Source organism: Variovorax sp. WS11 (assembly GCF_010499245.1).
Classification (GTDB): Bacteria; Pseudomonadota; Gammaproteobacteria; order Burkholderiales; family Burkholderiaceae_C; genus Variovorax.
Map to the genome: position 1 here is coordinate 3474773 of NZ_JAAGOW010000001.1, position 23417 is coordinate 3498189.

At 70.1% G+C, this 23417-nt stretch carries 22 protein-coding genes; 20 read left to right on the plus strand and 2 right to left on the minus strand.

Annotation, left to right across the window (positions count from 1 at the left end; all coding sequences use genetic code 11):
* The first annotated feature begins 8 nt into the window (after positions 1–8).
* The 6 genes from GXN78_RS17150 (at position 9) to GXN78_RS17175 (ending at position 5992) form a co-directional block, all read left to right on the plus strand.
* Positions 9–947 (plus strand): LysR family transcriptional regulator, encoded by a 939-nt coding sequence (locus tag GXN78_RS17150; RefSeq protein ID WP_106557414.1) that lies wholly within the window; start codon positions 9–11, stop codon positions 945–947.
* 187 nt (positions 948–1134) lie between these two features.
* Positions 1135–3951, plus strand: a complete 2817-nt coding sequence (locus GXN78_RS17155; RefSeq protein ID WP_146163069.1) for a PAS domain S-box protein — start codon at positions 1135–1137, stop codon at positions 3949–3951.
* Positions 3951–4577: a response regulator transcription factor gene (locus GXN78_RS17160; protein WP_164255510.1), complete on the plus strand. Its 627-nt coding sequence runs from the start codon at positions 3951–3953 to the stop codon at positions 4575–4577. The genes GXN78_RS17155 and GXN78_RS17160 overlap by 1 nt, the downstream gene beginning before the upstream one ends.
* Before the next feature lie 86 nt (positions 4578–4663).
* Entirely contained in the window at positions 4664–5071 is a 408-nt protein-coding gene (locus GXN78_RS17165) for a response regulator (protein ID WP_106557416.1), read from the plus strand.
* Between the two features lie 56 nt (positions 5072–5127).
* Complete coding sequence (locus tag GXN78_RS17170; protein WP_106557435.1) at positions 5128–5355, plus strand: hypothetical protein; 228 nt, start codon at positions 5128–5130, stop codon at positions 5353–5355.
* Between the two features lie 19 nt (positions 5356–5374).
* Positions 5375–5992, plus strand: coding sequence for a response regulator transcription factor (locus tag GXN78_RS17175; RefSeq protein WP_106557417.1), 618 nt, complete (start codon positions 5375–5377; stop codon positions 5990–5992).
* Positions 5993–6001: 9 nt separating this feature from the next.
* On the opposite strand, the gene GXN78_RS17180 is transcribed toward GXN78_RS17175, so the two are convergent.
* Positions 6002–6760: a tetratricopeptide repeat protein gene (locus GXN78_RS17180; RefSeq protein ID WP_106557418.1), complete on the minus strand. Its 759-nt coding sequence runs from the start codon at positions 6758–6760 to the stop codon at positions 6002–6004.
* A 117-nt stretch (positions 6761–6877) separates the two neighbouring features.
* Between GXN78_RS17180 and GXN78_RS17185 the strand changes: the two genes are divergently transcribed.
* The 5 genes from GXN78_RS17185 to GXN78_RS17205 are packed head-to-tail and all read left to right on the plus strand — an operon-like array spanning position 6878 to position 11567.
* On the plus strand, positions 6878–7660 hold the full coding sequence (locus GXN78_RS17185) for a GntR family transcriptional regulator (RefSeq protein WP_106557436.1): 783 nt from the start codon (positions 6878–6880) through the stop codon (positions 7658–7660).
* Positions 7661–7683: 23 nt separating this feature from the next.
* Entirely contained in the window at positions 7684–8886 is a 1203-nt protein-coding gene (locus GXN78_RS17190) for an ABC transporter substrate-binding protein (protein ID WP_106557419.1), read from the plus strand.
* 3 nt (positions 8887–8889) lie between these two features.
* Positions 8890–9762, plus strand: a complete 873-nt coding sequence (locus GXN78_RS17195; protein WP_106557420.1) for a branched-chain amino acid ABC transporter permease — start codon at positions 8890–8892, stop codon at positions 9760–9762.
* 58 nt (positions 9763–9820) lie between these two features.
* Positions 9821–10807, plus strand: a complete 987-nt coding sequence (locus GXN78_RS17200; RefSeq protein WP_106557421.1) for a branched-chain amino acid ABC transporter permease — start codon at positions 9821–9823, stop codon at positions 10805–10807.
* Positions 10800–11567, plus strand: a complete 768-nt coding sequence (locus tag GXN78_RS17205) for an ABC transporter ATP-binding protein (protein ID WP_106557422.1) — start codon at positions 10800–10802, stop codon at positions 11565–11567. Before GXN78_RS17200 ends, GXN78_RS17205 begins: the two co-directional genes overlap by 8 nt.
* Before the next feature lie 11 nt (positions 11568–11578).
* Here GXN78_RS17205 and GXN78_RS17210 read toward each other — a convergent pair whose 3' ends face one another.
* Positions 11579–12790, minus strand: coding sequence for an IS110 family transposase (locus GXN78_RS17210; RefSeq protein ID WP_106561508.1), 1212 nt, complete (start codon positions 12788–12790; stop codon positions 11579–11581).
* A 428-nt stretch (positions 12791–13218) separates the two neighbouring features.
* On the opposite strand from GXN78_RS17210, the gene GXN78_RS17215 reads away from it, so the two are divergent.
* From GXN78_RS17215 to GXN78_RS17255, 9 genes are read left to right on the plus strand one after another with little or no spacing between them, the layout of a single operon-like run.
* The gene (locus GXN78_RS17215) at positions 13219–13929 is read left to right on the plus strand and encodes an ABC transporter ATP-binding protein (protein WP_106560665.1); all 711 of its coding nucleotides are present in this window, start codon (positions 13219–13221) and stop codon (positions 13927–13929) included.
* Between the two features lie 37 nt (positions 13930–13966).
* A complete protein-coding gene (locus tag GXN78_RS17220; RefSeq protein ID WP_106560664.1) occupies positions 13967–14926 on the plus strand; it encodes a tripartite tricarboxylate transporter substrate binding protein in 960 nt (319 codons plus the stop codon).
* A complete protein-coding gene (locus tag GXN78_RS17225) occupies positions 14923–16197 on the plus strand; it encodes a 3-isopropylmalate dehydratase large subunit (protein WP_106560663.1) in 1275 nt (424 codons plus the stop codon). Before GXN78_RS17220 ends, GXN78_RS17225 begins: the two co-directional genes overlap by 4 nt.
* Entirely contained in the window at positions 16194–16694 is a 501-nt protein-coding gene (locus GXN78_RS17230; RefSeq protein ID WP_106560662.1) for a 3-isopropylmalate dehydratase, read from the plus strand. The genes GXN78_RS17225 and GXN78_RS17230 overlap by 4 nt, the downstream gene beginning before the upstream one ends.
* Positions 16691–18379, plus strand: coding sequence for a hydantoinase B/oxoprolinase family protein (locus GXN78_RS17235; protein WP_106560661.1), 1689 nt, complete (start codon positions 16691–16693; stop codon positions 18377–18379). Before GXN78_RS17230 ends, GXN78_RS17235 begins: the two co-directional genes overlap by 4 nt.
* The gene (locus tag GXN78_RS17240; RefSeq protein WP_106560660.1) at positions 18376–20436 is read left to right on the plus strand and encodes a hydantoinase/oxoprolinase family protein; all 2061 of its coding nucleotides are present in this window, start codon (positions 18376–18378) and stop codon (positions 20434–20436) included. The genes GXN78_RS17235 and GXN78_RS17240 overlap by 4 nt, the downstream gene beginning before the upstream one ends.
* Positions 20433–21047 carry a cysteine hydrolase gene (locus GXN78_RS17245; protein ID WP_106560659.1) on the plus strand — a complete coding sequence of 205 codons (615 nt, stop codon included), beginning with the start codon at positions 20433–20435 and terminating at the stop codon, positions 21045–21047. The genes GXN78_RS17240 and GXN78_RS17245 overlap by 4 nt, the downstream gene beginning before the upstream one ends.
* Positions 21044–22471, plus strand: coding sequence for an FAD-dependent oxidoreductase (locus tag GXN78_RS17250; RefSeq protein ID WP_106560658.1), 1428 nt, complete (start codon positions 21044–21046; stop codon positions 22469–22471). The genes GXN78_RS17245 and GXN78_RS17250 overlap by 4 nt, the downstream gene beginning before the upstream one ends.
* Positions 22461–23327, plus strand: coding sequence for an isocitrate lyase/phosphoenolpyruvate mutase family protein (locus GXN78_RS17255; RefSeq protein WP_106560657.1), 867 nt, complete (start codon positions 22461–22463; stop codon positions 23325–23327). The genes GXN78_RS17250 and GXN78_RS17255 overlap by 11 nt, the downstream gene beginning before the upstream one ends.
* Positions 23328–23417: the final 90 nt, after the last annotated feature.

Genomic DNA, 23417 nt, shown 5'->3' on the forward strand with positions numbered 1-23417 from the left:
TCCACCCCATGGATGCCAAAAATATCGAGCTGCTCTGGACCCATCTCCACTGGCTGACCGTGCTGGCGCAGCAGGGCAGCTACACGGCAGCGGCCGCCCGGCTGGGCGTGAGCAAGGCCGCGATGAGCCAGCGCATTGCCGAGCTGGAGCGCGCGGCGGGCGTGCCGCTGGTGCGCCGCACCACCCGCAGCGTGCGCCTGACCGAGGCCGGCCAGCGGCTGGTGGACGACACGCGCGCACCCTTCGAGCAGATCGCCCACAGCTTCGCCGGCGTGCGCGACCTGGCCGGCGTGCCGCGCGGCCTCTTGCGGGTGACGGCGCCGGTGGCCTTCGCGCGCCAGCAGCTGGTGCCGCGGGTCGCGGACTTCCTGCGCGCCAACCCGGAAGTGCGGCTGGCGCTGGATCTCTCGGACCGGCTGAGCGCGCTGGCGGTGGAAGGCTTCGACCTCGCGATCCGGCATGCGGCCTCGGTGCCCGATACGCACGTGGCCTGGCAGCTGTGCGCCACGCGCTCGGTACTGGTCGCGAGCCGCGCCTACCTGCGCCGCCGCCCCGCGCTGCAGACGCCGCAAGAGCTGTCGCAGCACGACTGCCTGCACTACCCGCGCGCGCAGGACACGCCGGCCTGGACGCTGGAATCGTCGAACGGGCGCCGCGCCGCCGAGCGCGTGACTATCCCGGTCGCCGGCCCCTTTGCCGCCAACAACAGCGAGGCCCTGCGCGACGCGGCACTGGCCGGACTCGGCATCGCGCTGGTGCCCGACTTCAGCGCCCAGGCCGCACTGCAGGCCGGCAAGCTGGTGCAGGTGCTGCCGCAGTGGACGCCGGTGGGCGCCTTCGCCGGCCAGCTCTATGCCGTGCGCCCCTACGCCAGCCATGTGCCGCGGGCGGTGACGGTGTTCGTGGCGTGGCTGAGGGAGGCGCTGAAGGATGGCTTTGCGGCTTGAACCACGAATTTCCTGCCCACGGAATGAACCCATGTCGCCTGCAGTCGCCGTGCGCTGCGCTGCGCCATGACAGCAGCCACGATGGCGTTCAGAATGGCGATCGCCACTGTCCAAGGAGGAGCCGGCCCTACCACCGGCGCTGCGCGACGTGCTGCGGCTCACAGGCCGCGACGCCCAGGAGTCGCTCATGACGAAACGCAAGGATGAGGAAACGCTGCCGCGCCCGCCGTGTCGGCCTTTCGAGCGGCGGGCCGAAGCCTTGCTGCGCGAGCACGCCGACCTGCTGGATCTCACGCACGACGCCATGATCGTGCGCGACATGGAAGCATCGATCACCTACTGGAACCGCGGCGCCGAGCAGATGTATGGATGGACGGCCGAAGAGGCGCTCGGCCAGTCCGCGCCCGAGCTGCTGAAGACCCTCTCTGCCGTGCCGCTCGAGCAGATCGAATCGCAGGTGCTGCGCACTGGACGCTGGGAAGGCGAGCTGGTGCATCACCGGCGAAACGGAACGCCGGTGGTCGTGGAGAGCCGCCTGGCATTGCAGCGAAACGAGCGGGGCGAGCCGGTGGCGATCCTTGCGACCAATACCGACATCACCCAGCACAAACGGGCCGAGGAGGCCCGGCAGGATCTCGAGGAGCAGTGGCGCGCTGCCTTCGAGGCGAATCCCACGATGTACTTCATCATCGATGCGGCCGGCGCGATCCTGTCGGTGAATCCCGTCGGCGCAGAGCAGCTGGGTTGGCGCGTGAGCCAGCTGGTCGGCCAGCCGGTGCTGAACGTGTTCCACGAAGCCGATCGGGAATTCGTCCAGGGAAATGCCGAGGAGGCTTTCCGGCAGCCGGGGCGCGTGATGCGCTGGAAGGCGCGCAAGGTCCGCAAGGACGGCACGCTGCTGTGGGTCCGGGAGTCGGCCAACGCGGTCGTGCTGCGCAGCGGGCCGGTGCTGCTCGTGGCGTGCGAGGACATCACCGAGCGCAAGCACGCCGAGGAGGCGTTGCGCGAGAGCGAGGAGCGCTTTCGCACGCTGGTGAAGTTCTCTTTCGACGTGTACTGGGAGAGCGACGCCGAGCATCGCTTCACCCGGCAGGAGTACTCCGCCAGGTTCGACCGCGCGCCGGCGGCGGGCTCGGAAATCGGCAAGACGCGGTGGGAAGTGCCCTATCTGGAGCCGGACGAGGAGGCCTGGCGCCAGCACCGCGCAGCGCTCGATGCCCATGTCCCGTTCCGCGACTTCGAGCTCGCCCGGGCGACGTCCGACGGCGGCATACGCCATGTGTCGGTATCGGGGCTGCCGATGTTCGACGAGGCGGGGCGCTTCACGGGCTACCGGGGCGTCGGGCGCGACATCACCGAGCGCAAGCGCGCCGAAGAGGCGCTGCGCGCGCACCTGGGATTCCTGGAAAGCATGAACCGCGTCAACCGCGCGATGCAGGGGACCAACGACCTCGAGAAGATGATGAGCGATGTGCTCGATGTGGTCCTCGACATCTTTGCCTGCGACCGGGCATGGCTCACCTATCCGTGCGATCCGGAGGCTGACTCATGGCGCATGGTCATGGAACAGACGCGGCCCGAGTTTCCCGGCGCATTCAGGCTCGGCGCCGAGCTGCCCCTCGATGCGGAAGTCGCCACGGTGTTCCGGACGGCGCGCGCTGCGGGCGGTGCCGTGCCCTTCGGTCCTGGCTGGGAGCTCCAGGTGTCGGCGCAGCTCGCGGAGCGTTTCAGCATCCGGTCCGTGCTCGCCATGGCGCTGTACCCCAAGGGCGATCAGCCTTACCTCTTCGGGCTGCACCAGTGCTCACGCCCGCGCACCTGGACGGCGCAGGAGAGGCGGCTGTTCGAGGAGATCGGGCATCGGCTGTCCGACGCGCTCACCAGTCTTCTCATCTTCCGCAGTCTGCGCGAAAGCGAGTATTTGACGCGGCAGGTGTTCGAGAGCGCCTCCGATGGCGTGGCCGTGATCGGCCGGGACTACCGTTATCAAAGGGTCAACGAGGTCTACGGCCGCACTTGGAGGACGCCGGCGGAGGCGATCGTCGGCACGCATGTCGCCGATGTACTCGGGAGCGACTTCTTCGAGCGCGCCGTGAAGCCGAGCCTCGACCGCTGTTTTGACGGGGAGCAGTTCACCTTCGCGGAATGGTCCACGACCGAACTGGGGCGCATCTACCTGTCGGTGTCCTACTCGCCGCTGCGGCTCGGCTCGGAGCGCCCGGAGGCTGCGCTCGTGATCACGCGCGACCTCACGCACCACATCCTCGCGTCGGAGGCCCTGCGCGAGGCGCAGGCAGCGCTTGCGCGGGTCAACCGCGTGACCACGCTCGGCGTGCTCGCGGCCTCGATCGCGCACGAGGTCAACCAGCCGCTGGGGGCCATGGCCGCGAGCGCCGGATCCTGCGCGCGCTGGCTCGCGGCCCAGCCGCCCGAGATCGAAAAGGCGCAGCGTTCGCTCGAGCGCATTGCCAGGGACGGCAAGCGCGCGAGCGAGGTCATCGACCGCATCCGCGCCCTGGTCATGCGCCAGCCGCCGCGGCGGGACCGCGTCGACCTCAACCAGATCATCCTCGACGTGATTGCGTTCACTCGCGACCAGATGCGCCGCAACGACATCGCGCTCGAGAGCACGCTGGCCGAGGGCCTGTCGCCCGTGTGGGGCGACAGGGTGCAGCTCCAGCAGGTGGTCGTCAACCTGATCGTCAACGCCATCGAGGCCATGAGCGCGCCCGGCGATCGCCCGCGACAGCTGGTCATCGGCGCGAGCGAAGCGGAGGGCGGGGTGTGCGTCGAGGTGCGCGACACGGGCCCCGGCATCGCGTCCGACATCTCGGACAAGCTCTTCGAGCCCTTCCATACCTCCAAGGCGCAGGGCATCGGCATGGGGCTGTCGATCAGCCGCTCGATCATCGAGGCCCACGGCGGCCAGCTCTGGACCGCGCCGAACCTGCCCCACGGCGCCGTGTTCCAGTTTTCGCTGCCGGTCGGGCAACGGGAGCCGTAGTGGCAACCGAGCGGCCCGTCGTTTTCGTGGTCGACGACGACCTGGCGATGCGCGAGGCGCTCCAGGATCTCCTCGCCTCCGTCGGCATGGACGTGCGGGTTTTCGCCTCGACGCAGGCGTTCATGCAGGCGCAGCGCCCGGACGCGCCCGGCTGCCTGGTGCTCGACGTGCGGCTGCCCGGCGCCAGCGGATTGAGCTTCCAGGAAGAGCTCCCGCGGGCGGGCGTCGACCTGCCGGTGATCTTCATCACCGGGCACGGCGACATTCCGATGACGGTGCGCGCCATGAAGGCCGGCGCCGTCGAGTTCCTGAGCAAGCCCTTCCGCGACCAGGAGCTGCTCGATGCGATCGATGCCGCGATCGAGCGGCACCGCGCGCAGCGCCGCGAGACGGCGCTCGTTGCGGCGCTGCGGCAACGCTACGCCGCGCTCACCCAGCGGGAGCGCGAGGTCATGGCGCTGGTGAGTGCCGGGCGCGTGAACAAGCAGATCGCGGCCGACCTGGGCATCAGCGAGGCCACCGTCAAGGTCCATCGCGGGCAGATCATGCGCAAGATGCAGACGACGTCCCTGGCGCAGCTCGTGCGCTTCGCGGACACGCTCGGCCTTTCCGATTCGAAACCCTAGGTGGGCTAGGCGCCTAAACCAAAGTCGTAGAGCGCGCGACGCATGTGCAATGGTCTTGCGCGCGCGATCGGCCTAGTCTTGCGCCAATGCTCAAGACCCACCAAAAAATCCAAATGCCCAACCAACCGACCGTAGCGATCGTGGACGACGATGCGTCGGTTCGCGACACCACGAAGGACCTGCTCGACTCCGCCGGCTTGTCCTCCGCCACCTTCGACTCGGCCGAGAGCTTCCTGCAATCGAAGGGCACCTGCGCCATCCGGTGCCTCGTCGCCGACATGCGCATGCCGGGGATGACCGGGCTCGAGCTGTACAGCCACCTGGCCTCCTCCGGCACCCCGATTCCCACGATCCTGATCACCGCCTACTCCGACGAACAGGCGTGCGTGCGCGCCTTGGAGACGGGCGTGACCTGCTTTCTCACCAAGCCCTTCCGTCCGGAAGACCTCCTCGCCTGCATCGAGACCGCCCTGCGCGAATGCGATCCTGCCTGAGGTGCAAGACCTTGTTTCCTGGCCGCTTCATTGCAATGAACCAAGACGACACCGCCATGCACGCCGCCCCCGATTCATCCGTTGCACAGTCCGCCTTCGAGCTGCGCTTTCCCTCTCTCAGCGGCACGGGCCGCGCCCTGTCGTTTCCCTGCGATGCCAGCGGCACGGTGCACATGGACGGCTTGAGCGCACGGGCGCTGAACAACTATCTTCTTGCGCGCGCACTGACGGGGCGCGAATACGGGTGGCCCAGCGTGCAGGCCTCGTGCCAGGTGCAAAGCTGAACAACGCAGGAGCAAGGCGATGAACGATCGATCTGCCGAAATCCCGGGTGGCGGGGTGTCGTTCCAGCATCCGGCGCTCCTTGCGTCGCTTGCGGACGAACAAGACGCGGCGGAGGCCGACCGCGCAGTGACGGTCATCATCGGCGTCGCCTCGCCCGCGCTTCTGTGCAGCCTCGAATCGCTCGTGAGCGGCATCGAGGGCCTGGCTTTCGGGTGCTCGGCGCCCACCACGGACCGTTTGCTCGCCTGCTGCATGGAGGCCGGGGACTGCATCGCGCTGGTGGACCCGGCCCTCGGTCCGCAAGGGCTGCGCGCTTTCATGCAATTGCTCCGCATGATGGCGGCCGGAGTGCGCGTCGTGCTCATCAGCGACATGAATTCGCCGCACATGCTGCGGGAGGCGATCCGGTGGGGCGCCAGCGGATTTGTCGAGAAGACGGCCCCGCCCGCCGAGATCCGCGCCGCGCTGGTCGCCGCCGCCCGCTCGGAACGCTACCTTTCGCCGCGGATGGCGGAGGACCTGGCCGATTCCTTCGTGCTGCGGGACCTGACCCCCCGCGAGAGGAATGCGCTTGCCGTCCTGACGCGCGGCGACTGCAACAAGCTCATCAGCTCATTGCACCCGAATTGGCAGTGACGGCCCATCTCACAGCGGCGTCGGCCGCCCCGGCAGCGTCATGCGGCCGCGCGCACGCAGGCTCTCGATGAGCCGCAGCTCCATCTGCGCCACCTGGTCGTTCGCATCGAGCGCAAGGCAGCGCCGGTAGCGCGCCTCGGCCTCTTCCAGGCGGCCCATCTCGATCAGCGCGAAGCCCTGGCCGCGCAGGGCGCGGGTCTGGTGGCGGACCCGCTCGTCGTCCAGGGAGAAGGCGGTCGCGCGCTCGGCCTCGGTGAAGACCTCGAGCGCCTTCGTCCAGCTCTTGTCGATCTGGTAGGTGTGGCCGAGCTCGGAGCGGAACTGGGCGTTGGCCGGCGCGAGCTCGATCGCGCGTTCGAGCGCGCGGCGCGCGTCGGGGATGCGCTGGAGCTCCACCAGCGCATAGCCCTTGAGGTACTCGGCGTGGCTCCAGGTCGGGCCGACGTCGATCGCGCTCCGGCGATCGTTCGCCGCCTGGACCATGTAGTGGAGGCTTTCGGCCTGCGTGCGTGCGCTGTAGATGCGCGCCTTGCTGTCGCGGTAGCGGGCCTCGAAGCGGCCGATCAGGCCGTCGAGCACCTGCAGGCCCTCCGCGGGCTTGCGCTGCTTGACCAGCAGGCCGGCCTTCTCGAAGTCGGCCAGGTCCTCGGCCTGCGCCGCCTGCGCCGCCTGCGCAATGGGCGGCTGCGGGCCCGTGCCCGGGCCGCTCGCGCAGCCCGAGGCAAGAACGATGAGGGCCATGGCCGGCGCCAGCAGCACTTTGATCATGGATCGCGCAGAGCTTAGCGGAAGCGCCGGGCCGGCGGGAGCTTCGTCGAATGGCGGCCTTGAAATGTCCCATTGACAGAACATTCGAAGTGTTCAACGATGCCGTCCATGTCGCAGATGCCCTTGCCCAAGTACCACCAGATCTACCTGGTGCTGCGCGAGCAGCTGGACGAAGGGCGCTTCGCCGACGGCGTGCCGGGCGAGCTGTCGCTGATGGAGCAGTTCGGCGTTGCGCGCGTCACGGTGCGGCGCGCGCTGGAGCGCCTGTCGTCCGAAGGCCTGATCTCGCGCAACCCCGGGCGCCGCACCCGCCCGGTGCCGCCGGCCGCGGCGGCCGAGCCGCGCGAGGGAGAAAGCCAGACCCGTGCCAACCTGCACGGCCTGCTGGAGAACCTGGTCACCATGGGCCTGCGCACGTCGGTCAAGGTGATCGACGTGGCGACCGTGTGTGCCTCCAGCCAGGTGGCCGAGGCGCTGCATCTCCAGCTGGGTGATGCGGTGCAGAAGGCGGTACGCGTGCGCTCGACGCGCGAGGGGCCGCTGTCGCACATCACCACCTACGTGCCGGGCGACGTGGGGCGGCGCTTCGGCCGCCGCGAGCTCGCCAAGAAGCCGATCCTGGTGCTGCTGGAGGAGGCCGGCGTCAAGGTCGGCCGCGCGCACCAGACCATTTCCGCACGCCTGGCCGACAACGTGCTGGCCGAGCATCTCGAGGTCTCGGTCGGCTCGGCCCTGCTGGCGGTGCGCCGCCTGGTCTACGACCAGGACGAGCGGCCCGTGCAGTGGCTGCACGGCTTCTACCGGCCCGACCGCTACGCCTACGAGATGCAGCTGTCCCGCGTGGGCAGCATCGACGCCAAGGTGTGGGTCAGCAAGGACGTGTCAGCCCCTTTCAACTAAGCAGAGAGAAAAGGAAAAAGCCCATGCCGAATCGCCGCCGCTTCATGTCGCAGTCCGCCGCGATGGCCTCCGCCGTCGCCTTCCCGCTCGTGGCCGGCGCGCAGCCGAAGACCGTCAAGGTCGGCGTGCTGCATCCGGTGACCGGGGCGCTCGCCTATTCGGGCCAGCAATGCCGGCTGGGCGCGCAGCTGGCCATCGAGGACATCAACAAGGCGGGCGGCATCAAGTCGCTGGGCGGCGCGCAGATCGAGGCGCTGCTGGGCGACGCGCAGTCGCAGCCGCAGGCCGGCACCGCCGAGGTCGAGAAGATGAACGAGGCAGGCGTCGCGGCCATCGTCGGCGCCTACGCCTCCGCGATCTGCCTGGCGACCACGCAGGCCGCGGCCAAGTACAACCTGCCGCACGTGGTGGACGTGGGCGTGGCCGACCAGATCGTCGAGCGCGGCCTGAAGAACACCTTCCGCTTCGGCCCCGGCTACAAGAAGTCCACCGAGGTGGCGATGGCCAACCTGCTGGTGCTCAACAAGGCCGCGGGCAGCCCGGCCAAGACGGTGATGATCATCCACGAGGAGTCGCTGTTCGGCGCCGGCACCGCGCAGCTGCTGTCGCGCGAGCTGCCGGGCTACGGCTTCGACGTGAAGGAAGTGGTGAAGCACGCCAACCCGACGCGCGACTTCAACAACATCGTGCTGCGCATGAAGTCGGTCAACCCCGACATCGTGATCCCCGCCAACTACTACAACGAGTACGCGCTGCTGGTGCGCACCATGCAGCAGCAGAAGGTGGCGCCCAAGGCCATCTTCTCGGTGCTGGGCGGCGCGGCCTCGAGCTACAAGTTCGTGAAGGAGTTCCCGGACGCGGCCAACGGCATCATCGACTGCAACCACTGGTTCAACCCGAAGGACAAGCGCTCGCACGAGCTGCGCAAGCGGGTGGAGGCCAAGGGGCAGTTCTTCAGCTACGAGGTGTTCATGACCTACACCGCGATGTGGCTGCTGGCCGATGCGCTGGAGCGCGCGAAGTCGGCGGAGCGCGCGGCGCTCATCGATGCGCTGGAGAAGAGCAAGTTCTCCGATCACATGATGCCGTACGGGCCGACGCGCTTCGTCAACGGGCAGAACGAGGGGGCGCAGCCTCTGATGACGCAGGTGGTGAAGAACGACATCAAGGTGATCATTCCGCGGGACTACCGGGAGGTGGATCCGGTGTTTCCGCTGAAGGCGTGAGGAATGCTCGACTTCGGCATCCTCTTCCCCTCCGTGCTCAACGGCCTCACGACCGGCGCCGTCTACGCGCTGATCGCGCTCGGCCTCACGCTGATCTACGGCGTGCTGCACATCATCAACTTCGCGCACGGCGCCTGCCTGATGCTGGCGCTGTACGCGGTGTACTTCCTCAAGGAGCGCCTGGGCATCGATCCCTATCTCGCGCTGCCCGTCGTGGTGCCCGGCATGTTCGCGCTGGGCTACGGCCTGCAGCGCATCGTGATCAACCGCGCCGGCCACGGCAAGGACGAGAACATCCTGCTGGCCACGCTGGGCATCGCGATCGTGATGGAGAACCTGGCGCTGATCTTCTTCAAGTCCGACACGCGCAATATCGACACGGCCTACTCGCTCAGCACGGTCGCCATCGGCCCCGCGATGATCGCGGTGCCGAAGCTGGTGGCCTTCGCGGGTGCGCTGGTGGTGTCGGCGCTGCTGTTCTGGATCATGGGCCGCACCGATCTGGGACGCGCCATCCGCGCGGTGGCCAAGGAGAAGGAGGGCGCCAAGCTGATGGGCATCGACGTCGACCACGTCTACGCCATGAGCTTCGGCATCGGGCTGGCCTGCCTGGGCGCTGCGGCCTGCTTCCTGCTGCCTGCGTACTACGTGAACCCGCAGGTGGGCGGCGGCTTCGTGCTCGTGGCCTTCACCATCGTCGTGCTGGGCGGCATGGGCAGCTTCGTCGGCGCGCTGGTCGGCGGCCTGCTGGTGGGCGTGGTGGAGTCGCTGGGCGGGCTGTACCTCGGCGAGTCGCTGGGGCAGATCGGCATCTTCGCGATCTTCATCGGCGTGGTGCTGTTTCGGCCCGAGGGCATGTTCGGGGCGCGAGCATGAGACGCCGGGCCGCTCCCAAGTCGAATAGCACCGCAGCGCGCAGCGCGGAGGTTGCCTAATGAGTGAAATCGGCAAGCAAGGCGGGCGCCAGCTCGCGCTGATCGCGCTGTTCGCGGTGCTGGTGGCCTGCGTGCCGCTCTTCACCCGCTCAGGTACGGTGCTCAATTTCGTGATGATGGCGCTCTACGCCACCCTGCTGGCGCAGGCCTGGAACATCCTCGGCGGCTTCGGCGGGCAGTTCTCCTTCGGGCATGCGCTCTTCTTCGGGACCGGGGCCTACATCCAGGCCATTGCGCAGCTGCAGGGCGGCATCAATGCCTGGGCCGCGCTGGCGCTGGCCATCTTAGGCGCCGCGCTGGCCGGCCTCTTCGTCGGTGCGCTGAGCTTCCGCTACGGGCTCAAGGGCTCGTACTTCGCGCTGGTCACGCTGGCCTTCGCGGAGGTCTTCCGCATCATCGCGCTGTCGGTGCCCTTCACCGGCGGCGGCGTCGGGCTGATGGTGCCGCTGCGCGAGTCCGCGGCCAACCTGCAGTTCGGCTCGCGCAGCGGCTACCTGTGGCTGGTGCTGGGCTTCGTGGTCGCCGCGCTGCTCCTGAGCTGGTGGCTGCGCCGCAGCCGCTTCGGCGCCTACCTGCAGGCGGTGCGCGACAACGAGGACGCGGCGCGCGCGGTGGGGGTCAATCCCTTTCGCATCAAGCTCGCGGCCATCGGCCTGTCGGGCGCCTTCATGGGCGCGGCCGGGGCCTTCTACGTGCAGGTGTTCCAGTACATCGATCCGGGCATTGCCTATGGCGCCTCCACCTCGGTGGAGGCGCTGGTCGCGGCCATCGTGGGCGGCATGGGCACGCTGTGGGGGCCGGTGCTGGGCGCGGTGGTGCTGCATGTGCTGGCCGACCTCACGCGCAACCTGTTCGGCGAGCTGCCGGGCATCAACATGGTGATCTACGGCGTGGTGCTGGTGCTGATCGTGATCTTCCTGCCGCGCGGCATCGCCGGTCTGGGGCAGTCTGCACGGCAGCTGTGGAAGGGGGGCCGCCATGGCTGAGCCGCTGCTGCAGCTGTCCGGCATCTCGCGCTCCTTCGGCGGGCTGAAGGCGGTGCAGGACGTGAGCCTGGCCGTGCCCGAGGGGCGACTGTGTGCGCTGATCGGGCCCAACGGCGCCGGCAAGACCACGCTGTTCGCGCTGATGTCGGGCTTCCTCAGGCCCGACAGCGGCACGGTGCGCTTCGCCGGCCAGGACATCACCGGGCGCGAGCCGCACCGCAACGCGCTGCTGGGCATGACGCGCACCTTCCAGATCGTGAAGCCTTTCGCTGCGCAGACGGTGCGCGAGAACATCGCGGTCGGCGCGCACCTGCACGTGCGTGGGCGTGCGCAGGCGCTGGCGCAGGCCGAGCACGTGGCGCAATGGGTGGGCCTGGCGTCGCAGCTGGACAAGCCGGCCTCCGACCTCACCGTCGCCGGCCGCAAGCGCCTGGAGCTGGCGCGCGCGCTCGCCACCCGGCCCCGCCTGCTGCTGCTCGACGAGGTGCTGGCCGGCCTCAATCCGCAGGAGATCGCCGAGATGATGCCGGTGGTGCGCGGCATCGCCGACAGCGGCGTGACCGTGCTGATGATCGAGCACGTGATGCAGGCCGTGATGCATCTCGCCGAGCACGTGTGGGTGCTGGCGCAGGGGCGGCTGATCGCCGAGGGCAATCCGCAGCAGGTCACCTCGAACGAGCAGGTGGTCGAGGCCTATCTGGGCCATGGCACGGCGGCGCGCCTGCGCAAGGCCAGCGCGCCGGTGGAGGTCGCAGCATGAGACATCCTGTGTCAACCCCCAGTTGCGGCGAGGTGGAGCATGGCGGCGGTGTGTCGCTGCACGTCGTAGGGCTGGTGGTTCTGCCAAGCGCGCCAGATCACGCGCAGCCAGGCGCGCGCGAGGATGCGGATGGCGTGCGGATGATCACAGCCGCGAGCGCGGGCCTTTTGATAGACCTGCGCGGCCCAGGCGCTGGCGTGGCGCGAGTTGTCGGCCAGGCAGGTGATGGCGGCGCGCAGGCGATGGTTGCAGGCCCATCGAAACGCCACTGCCTTGCTTTTGCCGGACTCGTAGGTAATCGGAGTCACGCCGGCTTCGGCGGTGAGACGTTCGACATTGTCGAAGCGCTCGCGCACGCTGCCGATCTCGGCCAGGATCTGGGCTGCGCAGATGCGTCCGGCGCGCGGGAAGCTCATGATGATCTGGCCATCTTCGCTGGAGGCGACGGCGTGCTCGATACGGCTGGTCAGCAGGCGGATCTGTTCGACGAGGCGCTCGAGCACGCGCGCGAGGCTGCATGCCAGCTCGCCCTTGGCTTCGATCTCGAGCTCGCCCAATGCGACAGCAGCAGCCTGGTGCAGCCGCTGGAGCAATTCCTCGGGCGCGCGGCGGCCGCTGTAAGCGTGCTGGGCACAGAAGGCAGCCATGCGCTTGGGGCCCAGCCGGCTGGCCGACTCGGGTGTGGGATAGCGCTGGATGAAGGCCAGCGCGATCGGCGAATCCACATCGGCGAACACCTCGGCGGCGCCCGGCCAGAACGACTGAAGCAACTCGCGCAGTTGGTTGGCCAGCTGCACGCGGGTGGCGACCAGGTCATCGCGCCCGCGCACCAGGGCGCGCAGGGTGCGGATCTCGTCGCTTTGGGGCGCGAGCGGCTTGAAGCGATGGCCGTCGGTGCGCAGCAAGTCCGCCAGCAGGTAGGCGTCAGTGGCGTCGCTCTTGCCGCCGTGGCTGCGGTAGCGCGGCCGAGTGGCCTTCACGACATTGGGATGGATCGGCACCACCTGCAAGCCAGCCTCCAGCAGCGCATCGACCACCAGCCCCGAGGGCCGCTCGATCGCCACGGCTGTGACGCGCGCGGCCTTCAGGCGCCGGCACAGCTCGGCCAGTCCGGCTGCGTCGTGGCTGACTTCGAATTCGCATCGCACGGTGCCGCGCTCGTCGACGACGCACACGGCATGGGTTCGGCTGGCCCAATCCAGCCCGGCAAAGTACTTGGTCATGGACAAACTCCTGCAAGTTGCGGTATGACTTGCCGTGTCGGAAGCCCACGCGGGTCGCTCACTGATAGGCGCTCCTGGCGATCAACCTTGGCGCTACATCCTGTAGCCCGTCTGGGTCTTCCGGCACCTTGGGGGCTGCAGGTCTCATGCGAGCCTTCGAGAGGCCAGCCGCCGAAGCAGTCAACCCAAGGGCACGGAAGTCGCAACGAAACATCTCTCTGCCCAGCCGAGCGCGTCAACAAGCAACTCCGCACCGCTGAACACGGGTTGCCCACCGCGGCGTGCGTTCGTCGCAAGCGACGCCCGCCGCCGTGGACAACCCTGCGCAGCACGGTGCGTAAGCCACGCTTTGAACGGAGGGTAGTCCAGTGAGCCGCCGGGCCGCTCCCAAGGCGAATAGCACCGTAGCCGAAGGCGAAGGTACTCCCATGACGGTGCTGCTCGACATCAAGAGCCTGCGCGGCGGCTACGGCCGCACCGAGGTGCTGCGCGGCGTCGACCTCGAGGTGCGCGCCGGCGAGATGGTGGCGCTGCTGGGCAGCAACGGCGCCGGCAAGTCCACGCTCAACAAGATGGTCTGCGGCCTCTGCCCGGCGTGGGGCGGCTCGGTGCGCTTCGACGGGCAGGACCTGAGCGGCGCCCACTACCGCGAGGTGGTGAAGGCCGGGCTGATCCAGGTGCCCGAAGGGCGCAAGGTGTTCCCCAACCTCAGCGTGCTGGAGAACCTGGAGCTCGGCTCCTTCACCCGCGCCCGCGAGCGCCGCGCGCTCAACCTCGAGCGCGTGTTCGCGATCTTCCCGCGCCTGAAGGAGCGCCTCGCCCAGCAGGCCGGGACCATGAGCGGCGGCGAGCAGCAGATGCTCGCCATCGGCCGCGGCCTGATGGCCGAGCCGGTGCTGCTGATCCTCGACGAGCCCTCGCTGGGCCTGTCGCCGCTGCTGGTGGAAGAGATGTTCTCCCTGATCCGCCAGTTGCGCGACGACGGCCTCGCGGTGCTGCTGGTCGAGCAGAACGTGGGCCAGTCGCTGGAGATCGCCGACCGCGCCTATGTGCTGGAGAACGGCAGCGTGCGCTTCTCCGGCGAGCCGCAGGCGCTGCTCGCGAGCGACGAGCTGCGGCGCGCCTACCTGGGACTTTGAGCGCCTTGCGCTCACCAACGAAGAGACAAGGAAAGCCATGAAACGTCGAGATCTCCTCATCGCGTCCGCCGCCGCCGTGCTGGCGGCCGGCGCCGCGCGCGCCCAGATCGGCGGCGCGCCGGTACGCATCCTGGTCGGCGCACCTGCCGGCGGTTCCACCGACACGCTGGCGCGCACCCTGGCCGCCAGCATGGGGCCGGTGCTGAACCGCCCGGTGATCGTCGAGAACCGGCCCGGCGCCGGCGGCAACATCGCCGCCGAGGCGGTGGCCAAGGCGGCGCCCGACGGCAACACGCTGCTGATGAGCTTCACCAGCCACGCGATCAACGCCACGCTCTACCCTCAGCTCCCCTTCGACCCGGTGAAGGACTTCAGCGCGCTGACCTGCGTCGCGACCTCGCCATCGGTGCTGGTGGCACATCCCTCGGTGCCGGCCAACAACGTGCGCGAGCTGATCGCGCTGGCCAAGGCCAAGCCGGGCCAGCTCAATTTCGCGATCGGCGGCATCGGCTCCTCGCTGCACATGGCGGGCGATGCCTTCAAGATGCAGTCGAACACCTTCATCGTGAACATTCCCTACCGCGGCACCGCGCCCGCCGTGCAGGACGTGCTGGCCGGCCAGGTGCAGCTGATGTTCGCGGCGGTGGGCAATGTGCAGGCACACATCAAGGCCGGCAAGCTCAAGGCGCTGGGCGTGACCACGGCGAAGCGCCTGCCTTCGCTGCCCGAGGTGCAGGCCATCGCCGAGACGCTGCCCGGCTACGAGTCCAGCGCCTGGTTCGGCCTCTTCGGCCCGGGCGGCCTGCCGCCCGAGCTGGCGAAGCGCATCAGCGATGCCGCCCGGCAGGCCATCGCGCAACCCGAGATGCGCAGGCGCCTGGAGACCGAGGGCGCGATCCCCGTGGGCAATGCGCCCGAGCAGTTCTCGGCCTTCGTGCAGAGCGAGATCGTGCGCTGGGGCAAGGTCGTGAAATTCTCCGGAGCGAAGCCGGAATGACCGCCGCCGCCCGTGCGCCGCAGACGCTGGCGCAGAAGCTGATCGCCCGCGCCTGCGGCCGCGCGCAGGTGGCGGTCGGCGAGATCGTGAGCTGCGGCGTGGACCTCGCGATGTTCCACGACTCCTCCGGTCCGCGCCGGCTGCAGCCCATGCTCGAGGAGCTGGGCGCCGAGCTCTGGGACAAGTCGCGCGTGGTGCTGGTGATGGACCACTACGTGCCCGAGCGCGACGAGGATTCGCGCCGCATCGTGCGCATCGCGCGCGACTGGGCGCGCGACCAGGCGCTGCCCCATGTCTACGACAGCCAGGGCATCTGCCACGTGGTGGTGCCGCAGCATGGCCACATCCGGCCCGGCATGCTGTGCGTGGGCGGCGATTCGCATTCGCCCACCGGCGGGGCCTTCGGTGCCTACATGTTCGGCGTGGGCAGCACCGAGATGCTGGGCGTGGTCGTCACCGGGCAGATCTGGCTGCGCGTGCCCGAGACCATCCGCCTGTGGTGGGACGGCGCCCTGCCGGCCGGCGTCACGGCCAAGGACATGATGCTGTCGATGATCGGCCGCTTCGGCATGAACGGCGGACGCTACCAGGCGGTGGAGTTCTGCGGACCGGCGGTGACGGCGCTGTCGATGCAGGAGCGCATGACGCTGTCGAACATGAGCGCCGAGCTGGGCGCGCAGGCCGGGCTGATCGCACCCGATGCAACCACCGCCGCCTTCCTGGCCGAGGCCGGCGTGCCGGCGGTGGACACCGCGCCCTGGTTCACCGATGCCGATGCGGCCTTCGAGCTGCACCGCTTCGACGCCGCTGCACTGGAGCCGCAGGTCGCCGCGCCGCACAGCCCGGCCAATGCGCACGGCGTCAGCCGCGATGCCGGCACGCCGGTGGACGTGGCCTACATCGGCGCCTGCACCGGTGCCAAGCTGGATGACCTGCGCGCCGCGGCGCAGGTGCTGCGCGGGCGCAAGGTCGCGCCCGGCGTGCGCCTGATCGTGGCGCCCGCCAGCCTGCGCGACCAGGACCGTGCGCGCGAGGAGGGCGTGCTGCAGGTCCTGCTGGAGGCCGGTGCCGAGCTGTACCCGACGGCCTGCGGCGCCTGCTCCGGCTATGGCGACCCGCTGGGCGACGTCACCGTGATCTCCACCACCGCGCGCAACTTCAAGGGCCGCATGGGCTCGCCGAATGCGCAGGTGTACCTGGGCTCGCCCTACACCGTGGCCGCGTCGGCGCTGCGCGGGTGCGTGACCGATCCGCGGGAGGTGCTCGCATGACCCATCGCGTCTGGCGCCTCCCCGCCGACATCGACACCGATGCGCTCGCCCCCGGCCATGCGATGAAGCACGGCATCGACGTCATCGCGAAGCACTGCCTCGAAGCCGTGCGCCCGGAGTTTGCGCGCGAGGTGCGGCCGGGCGACGTGATCGTGGCCGGGCCCAACTTCGGCATCGGCTCCTCGCGCGAGCAGGCCGCGGCGGTGCTGGTGCAGCTGGGCGTGGCGGCGGTGATCGCGCCCTCGTACAGCGGCCTGTACTTCCGCAACGCCTTCAACCTCGGGCTGCTGCTCTTGACCTGCGCCGAGGCCGAATCGCTGCAGGAGGATGAGCAGGTCTCCCTGGATGTGGACCGGCCGGCCGTGCGCAGCGCCGATGGCCGCGTGCTCGCCTGCGAGCCGGTGCCGGCTTTCCTGATGGAGATGGTGCGTGCCGGAGGCCTGCTCGCGCAGCTGCGCCGGCGCTTCAAGGACCAACCCGACAAGGCTTCGACATGAGCGACCCCACCCTCGACCCCGTTACCCTCGCCGTGCTCCGCGGCCGCCTCGAACAGGTGGCCGACGAGATGGACGCCACGCTCTACCGCAGCGCCTTCAACCCCATCATTGCCGAGGCGCACGACGCCTGCCACGGCCTGTACGACGCGCAGTCCGGCGACACGCTGGTGCAGGGCAAGTCGGGCCTGCCGGTGTTCGTCGGCGCCATGGCCTTCGCGGTGCGCGCGACGGCGAAGGTGGCAGCTGCGCGCGGCGGCATGCAGGACGGCGACATCTGGATCAGCAACGACGCCTACGACGGCGGCACCCACGCCAACGACTTCAAGCTGGTGCGGCCTTTCTTCCGCCACGGCAAGCTCTACTGCCACATGGCCTCGGCCGCGCACTGGCACGACGTGGGCGGCGCGGTGCCCGGCAACTACAACCCAGCCGCCACCGAGTGCTGGCAGGAGGCGGTGCAGATCCCGCCGGTGCGCATCGTGCGCGCAGGCCAGCTCGACCCCGACGTGCTCGCCATCCTGCGCGCCAACACCCGCCTGCCCGAGAGCCTGTGGGGCGACCTCAACGGCCAGCTGGCCGCGCTCGACCTGGGCGCCAGGCGGCTGCACGGCCTGCTCGACGAGTACGGCGATGCCCTGGTGCTGCAGGCCATGGGCGAGCTGCGCGGCCGCGCGCTGAAGCTGATGCGCTCGCACATCGCCTCGCTGCCCGACGGCCGCTACAGCTTCGAGGACCTGCTGGACAACGACGGCATCACCCCCGAGCCGCTCACCATCGCGCTCGACATGACGGTGGCGGGCGACCGGCTGCGGCTGGACTTCTCGCGCAGCTCGCCGCAGTGCGCGGGGCCGGTCAACATCTCGCGGGCCACCGCGGTGGCGGCCTGCTACGTCGCGCTCAAGCACCTGTTCCCCGACGTGCCGGCCAATGCCGGCGTGCTGGACGCGGTGGACTTCGAGATCCCCGACCGCCTGGTGATCAGTGCCGAGCGGCCGCGCCCGATGGGCGGCTACACGGAAACGATCCTGCGCATGATCGACGTGATCTTCAGCGCCGCCGCGCAGGCCGATCCGAAGCGCGCGGTGGCGCAGGCCTACGGCACCATCAATGCGCTGTCGATCGCGGGCCACCGCAGCGACGCGGGGCGCGAGGGCCAGCGCTGGGTGATGTTCAGCTTCTTCGGCGGCGGCCACGGGGCGCATTCGGGCGGCGATGGGTTGTCGCACGGCAATGCGCCGATCTCCACCGCGACCATTCCGCCGCTGGAGATCCTGGAGGCCGCGTACCCGGTGCGCTTCACCGAATGGTCGCTGCGCGCCGATTCGGGCGGCGACGGCCAGCACCGCGGCGGCCTGGGCGCGGTCTACGAGATCGAGCTGCTGGAGAAGGACGCGGAGGTCTTCGTCTTCGGCGAGCGCGGCAGCTCGCCGCCCAAGGGCATCGCGGGCGGCGGCCCGGGCGCGCTGAACGTCTTCCGCTACGAGAACGAGGGCACCTGGCACGTGCCGCCCATGGTGTCGAAGATGCGCGGCATCCGCCTCGCGCGCGGCGAGCGCGTGCGCCTGGAGACGCCGGGCGGCGGCGGCTGGGGCGCGCCGGCCGAGCGCCGGCCCGAGCAGCGCGAACGCGACCGGGACATGGGCTATGTGAGCGCCGAAGCCACCGGCCGGAAAGAAAGCGAATGACAGCAGCAAATCAGAAAGCCGGCGGCGCGCTGGTGGTTGGCGTCGACGTGGGCGGCACCTTCACCGACCTGTTCGTGCTCGACGAGGCCGAGGGCACGGCCCGCATCGTCAAGGTGCCCTCGACCCGCGGCGAGGAAGCGCGCGGCTTCATGAACGGCGTGGCGCGCGTGGCCGATTCGGCCGCGGCCATCGCGACCATCGTGCACGGCACCACCGTCGGCACCAACGCCTTGCTCGAACGCAAGGTCGCGAAGACCGGCATCCTCACCACGCAGGGCTTTCGCGACGTGCTGGAGATGCGCCGCCGCGACCGGCCGCAGACCTGGGGCCTGCGCGGCAGCTTCGTGCCGGTGGTGCCGCGCCGGCTGCGGCGCGAGGTGGACGAGCGCGTGCTGGCCGACGGCAGCATCCACACGCCGGTCGACCTCGACCAGGTGCGCGAAGAGGCGCGCACGCTGCTGGCCGAGGGCTGCGAGGCGATCTGCGTCTTCTTCATCAACACCTACGCCAATCCCGAGAACGAGCGGCGCGCGGTCGCCGCGGTACGCGAGCTCTGGCCGAATGCGCATGTGACTTCCGCCGCCGAGGTGCTGCCCGAGATCCGCGAGTTCGAGCGCTGCTCCACCGCCACCCTCAATGCCGCGCTGCAGCCGGTGGTGGGCAACTACCTCGAACGGCTCGAATCCGACCTGCGCGGCCAGGGCTTCAGCGGCGAGCTGCTGGTGGTGCAGAGCAACGGCGGCGTGATGTCGCGCGCCACCGCCGGCGAGCTGCCGGTGCGCACCGCGCTCTCGGGGCCGGCGGCCGGCGTGATCGCCTGCGCCGAGATCGCGCGCGCCGCGGGCTTCCCGAACGCGATCACCGGCGACATGGGCGGCACCTCCTTCGACGTCTCGCTGATCGCCAACGGCGAGGCCGCGCTGGCGGCGCAGACCGCGATCGACTTCGGCATGGTGATCCGCTCGCCGATGATCCAGATCGAGACCATCGGCGCCGGCGGCGGCTCCATCGCCTCGGTGGATGCCAGCGGCATGCTGCAGGTGGGGCCCGAGTCGGCCGGCAGCGTGCCCGGGCCGGCCTGCTACGGCCGCGGCAACCTGCGGCCCACGGTGACCGATGCCAATGTGCTGCTGGGCCGCATCGCGGCCGACCGGCCGCTGGGCGGCGGGCTGCTGGCTGCACTGGATGCCGGCAAGGCGCGCGAGGCGATCGAGACCCATGTGGCGAAGCCGCTGGGGCTGGACGCGCATGCCGCGGCGGAGGCCATCCTCACGGTCGCGAACGCGCGCATGGCCGGTGCGATCCGGCTGGTGTCGATCGAGCGCGGGCACGATCCGCGCCGCTTCGCCTACATGCCCTTCGGTGGCGGCGGCGCGCTGCATGTGTGCGCGATGATGCGCGAGGTCGGCGTGGCCATCGGCATCGTGCCGCGTTATCCGGGCGTCACCTCGGCGCTGGGCTGCGTGATCGCCGACATGCGGCACGACGCGGTGCAGACCCTCAACCGGCCGCTGGACGACCTCGACGTCGACGCCCTGCGGCAGCGCGTCGCCGAGCTGGCCGAGGGGTGTCAGCAGCGCCTCGACTCGGCCGGCGTGCGTTTCGAGCAGGTACGCGAAGTCGTTGCGCTCGACATGCTCTACGCCGGCCAGACCCACACGCTGCCGGTGCCGCTGCCCGGCGCCGAAGCGCTGACGCGTGAGAGCATCTGCGGCGCGTTCGAGGCCGCCTATGCCTCCGCTTTCGGTCGCGTGCTCGAAGGCATCGGCATCCGCGTGATGAACTTGCGCTATGCGCGCATCGGCGTGCGACCCAAGTTCGACTTGGCCGTGCTGGCGCCGGAAGGCGAGGGCAGCGTGGCGCCTCTGGGCACGCAGCGCGTGTTTCATCAGGGGCACTGGCACGAGGCGGTGCGCTACGCGCGGCTGGCGTTGCCGGTGGGCACGCGCATCGAAGGGCCGGCGATCCTGGAGCAGGCCGACACCACCGTGTGGCTCGAGCCCGGCTTCCAGGCCGAGGTCGATGCCTTCGGCAACCTGCTGGTGAGGCTGGCATGAGCGGGGATGCACGCATCGCGGCCGCGAAGACCGCGCTGGTCGTCATCGACCTGCAGAACGACTTCCTGGACCCGAAGGGCGCCTATGCGCGCGGCGGCGACAGCAACCCGGCGGCGGCCCCGCTGCCGGCGCGCGTGGCGACCGTGGCGCGCGCGCTCAAGGCCGGCGGCGGCATGGTCGCCGCGAGTCAGTTCACGCTATGGCCCGGGGCGGACGGCGGGCCCATGGTCTCGCCGCACCTCCTGGCCCTGCGGCCCTTTCTGCGCAAGGGCGACTTCGCGCCCGGCAGCTGGGGGCAGGCCAACGTCGACGGGCTCGCGGGCCTGGTCGACGTCACGGTCTGCAAGGTCGCGTACTCGGCCTTCTTCAACACCCAGCTCGACTGGGTGCTGCGCCGCGCGGGCATCGAGACCGTCGCCGTGTGCGGCATCGTCACCAACGGCGGCGTCGCCAGCACGGTGCGCGATGCCCACATGCGCGACTACCGCACGCTGGTGCTGGCCGATGGGTGCGCGGCCTTCGGCGAGGAACGGCACCAGACCTCGCTGGCCGACATGCGCAACGTGGCCGAGGTGATGGACTGCGCGGACTTCGTGCAGCGGCTCGCATGACGCAAAAAACCGAGGCGCCGCTGCGCCGCGTGCAGCGCGCGCCGCGGATCGACGCCGAGGCGCAGGCCCCTGTCGCGATCGTCGGCGCGGGCGCCTGCGGGTTGACGGCGGCGCTGATGCTGCATGACGCCGGCATCGACTGCGTGGTGCTGGAGCGCGATGAACAGCCGAGCGGGTCGACGGCGTTGTCTTCCGGCTTCATTCCCGCGCCCGGCACGCGCGTGCAGCGCGAGCGCGGCGTCGACGACAGCCCCGAGCGCTTCGCCGCCGACATCCAGGCCAAGGCCCACGGCCGCGCGGCACCGGCGCTGGTGCGGGCCTACACCGAGGCCATCGGCCCGGCGCTCGATGCGCTGCAGGCGCGCCACGGGCTGCAGTGGACGCTGCTCGACGGCTTCCTGTACCCGGGCCATGGCGTGCATCGCATGCACAGCCTGCCGCAGAAGACCGGCGCCGCGCTGATGGCGGCCTTGCAGGCGGCGGCGGACGCAGCCGGCATTCCGGTGCTGACGCAGGCGCTGGCCGAGACGCTGTGGCTCGACGACGCCGACCGCCTGATCGGCCTCGGCGTCCGCCGGCCCGACGGCCGCGAAGAGCGCATCGCCTGCGAGGCCCTGCTGCTCGCCTGCAACGGCTTCGGCGGCAACACGGCGATGGTGCGCGAGCTGCTGCCCGAGATGGCCGAGGCCACCTTCGGCGGGCATGTGGGCAACGACGGCAGCGCCATCCTCTGGGGCCGGGCGCTGGGCGCGCGGCTGCGCGACCTGGGCGGCTACCAGGGCCACGGCTCCTGGGTCACGCCGCAGGGCGCGTTGATGTCGTGGGCCGTGATGATGGAGGGCGGCGTGCAGCTCAACCGCGAGGGCCGGCGCTTCCACGACGAGACCCAGGGCTATTCCGAGGCCGCGGTGAAGGTGCTGGCCCAGCCGGGTGGCGTCGCCTGGAACGTGTTCGATGCGCCGCTGCTGGCGCTGGCGCGCGAGTTCCCCGATTTCCGCGAAGCCGAAGCGGCCGGTGCCTTGCGCCGCTGCGACACCGTGGCGCAACTGGCCGCGTGCATCGGCTGCAATGCGGCGGCGCTGCAGGCCACGCTCGACGCCTTGCACCGTATCGATCCGCAGCCGGACGGCCGCGTGTTCCAGCGCGCTCTCGCTGCGCCGTACTTCGCGGTCAAGGTCACGGGCGCGCTGTTCCACACCCAGGGCGGCCTCGACGTCGCGCCCGACATGCGGGTGCTGCGCGCGGATGGCAGCGCCTTGCCCAATCTGCTGGCCGCGGGCGGCGCGGCCGGCGGCGTCTCGGGCGATGCGGTCTGGGGTTATCTCTCGGGCAACGGGCTCCTGAGCGCGGTCGCCGGCGGCGCCATCGCGGCGCGCACGGCGGCGGCGCTCGTCGACAAAGGAAGGAACGACCATGGCGAATGACATTTCCCTCAAGACACGGCTGGCCTCGCGCGCCATCGTGCTCGCGCCTGGCGTCTACGACGCCCTGAGCGCGCTGGTGGCCGAGCAGGCCGGCTTCGAGGCGCTGTACCTCTCGGGCGCCTCGATCGCCTACACGCGGCTGGGCCGCTCCGACGTCGGGCTCACCACTTTCACCGAGGTGGCCGACACGCTGGCGCGCATCTGCGAGCGCGTCGCGCTGCCGGTGATCGTGGATGCCGACACCGGCTTCGGCAACGCGCTCAACACCCAGCGCACGGTGCGCGGCTTCGAGCGCGCGGGCGCCGCGATGATCCAGCTGGAGGACCAGGGCTTTCCCAAGCGCTGCGGCCACCTGGACGGCAAGAGCGTGGTGTCCGAGCGCGAGATGGCCGGCAAGCTGAAGGCCGCGCTCGATGCGCGCACCTCCGAGCAAACGCTGATCCTCGCGCGCACCGACGCCCTCGCGGTCGAGGGCCTGGAGGCCGCGCTCGACCGGGCCGAGGCCTACCTGGCCTGCGGCGTGGATGCGCTCTTCATCGAGGCGCTGCGCTCGCCCGAGCAGATGGCGGTGGCCTGCAAGCGCTTCGCGGACCGGATCCCGCTGCTGGCCAACATGGTCGAAGGCGGCAAGACGCCGGTGCAGCATGCGGATGCGCTCCAGGCGCACGGCTTCCGCATCGCGATCTTCCCGGGCGGCACGGCGCGGGCGGTGGTCCACACCCTGCAGGGCTACTACGGGAGCCTGCACCAGCACCGCACGACCCAGCCTTGGCGCGACCGGATGCTGGACTTCGATGGCCTCAACGCGGTGATCGGCACGCCGGCGCTGATGGCGCTCGGCAAGCGCTACGAATAGGGCAGGGAACTGCCTCCCGCCGGACTTCCGTGCCGGCCGGCGCGTTTCTCCCGACTGAACGCCAACTTTTCGTCGATTTCCCTTCGACGA

Excerpts from the sequence above, each read along its gene's own strand:
- GXN78_RS17150 (WP_106557414.1), top strand. The coding sequence starts at position 9 with ATGGATGCCAAAAATATCGAGCTGCTCTGGACCCATCTCCACTGGCTG.
- GXN78_RS17155 (WP_146163069.1), top strand. The coding sequence starts at position 1,135 with ATGACGAAACGCAAGGATGAGGAAACGCTGCCGCGCCCGCCGTGTCGG.
- GXN78_RS17165 (WP_106557416.1), top strand. The coding sequence starts at position 4,664 with ATGCTCAAGACCCACCAAAAAATCCAAATGCCCAACCAACCGACCGTA.
- GXN78_RS17170 (WP_106557435.1), top strand. The coding sequence starts at position 5,128 with ATGCACGCCGCCCCCGATTCATCCGTTGCACAGTCCGCCTTCGAGCTG.
- GXN78_RS17175 (WP_106557417.1), top strand. The coding sequence starts at position 5,375 with ATGAACGATCGATCTGCCGAAATCCCGGGTGGCGGGGTGTCGTTCCAG.
- GXN78_RS17180 (WP_106557418.1), bottom strand. The coding sequence starts at position 6,760 with ATGATCAAAGTGCTGCTGGCGCCGGCCATGGCCCTCATCGTTCTTGCC.
- GXN78_RS17185 (WP_106557436.1), top strand. The coding sequence starts at position 6,878 with ATGCCCTTGCCCAAGTACCACCAGATCTACCTGGTGCTGCGCGAGCAG.
- GXN78_RS17190 (WP_106557419.1), top strand. The coding sequence starts at position 7,684 with ATGCCGAATCGCCGCCGCTTCATGTCGCAGTCCGCCGCGATGGCCTCC.
- GXN78_RS17195 (WP_106557420.1), top strand. The coding sequence starts at position 8,890 with ATGCTCGACTTCGGCATCCTCTTCCCCTCCGTGCTCAACGGCCTCACG.
- GXN78_RS17200 (WP_106557421.1), top strand. The coding sequence starts at position 9,821 with ATGAGTGAAATCGGCAAGCAAGGCGGGCGCCAGCTCGCGCTGATCGCG.
- GXN78_RS17205 (WP_106557422.1), top strand. The coding sequence starts at position 10,800 with ATGGCTGAGCCGCTGCTGCAGCTGTCCGGCATCTCGCGCTCCTTCGGC.
- GXN78_RS17210 (WP_106561508.1), bottom strand. The coding sequence starts at position 12,790 with ATGACCAAGTACTTTGCCGGGCTGGATTGGGCCAGCCGAACCCATGCC.
- GXN78_RS17215 (WP_106560665.1), top strand. The coding sequence starts at position 13,219 with ATGACGGTGCTGCTCGACATCAAGAGCCTGCGCGGCGGCTACGGCCGC.
- GXN78_RS17220 (WP_106560664.1), top strand. The coding sequence starts at position 13,967 with ATGAAACGTCGAGATCTCCTCATCGCGTCCGCCGCCGCCGTGCTGGCG.
- GXN78_RS17225 (WP_106560663.1), top strand. The coding sequence starts at position 14,923 with ATGACCGCCGCCGCCCGTGCGCCGCAGACGCTGGCGCAGAAGCTGATC.
- GXN78_RS17230 (WP_106560662.1), top strand. The coding sequence starts at position 16,194 with ATGACCCATCGCGTCTGGCGCCTCCCCGCCGACATCGACACCGATGCG.
- GXN78_RS17235 (WP_106560661.1), top strand. The coding sequence starts at position 16,691 with ATGAGCGACCCCACCCTCGACCCCGTTACCCTCGCCGTGCTCCGCGGC.
- GXN78_RS17240 (WP_106560660.1), top strand. The coding sequence starts at position 18,376 with ATGACAGCAGCAAATCAGAAAGCCGGCGGCGCGCTGGTGGTTGGCGTC.
- GXN78_RS17245 (WP_106560659.1), top strand. The coding sequence starts at position 20,433 with ATGAGCGGGGATGCACGCATCGCGGCCGCGAAGACCGCGCTGGTCGTC.
- GXN78_RS17250 (WP_106560658.1), top strand. The coding sequence starts at position 21,044 with ATGACGCAAAAAACCGAGGCGCCGCTGCGCCGCGTGCAGCGCGCGCCG.
- GXN78_RS17255 (WP_106560657.1), top strand. The coding sequence starts at position 22,461 with ATGGCGAATGACATTTCCCTCAAGACACGGCTGGCCTCGCGCGCCATC.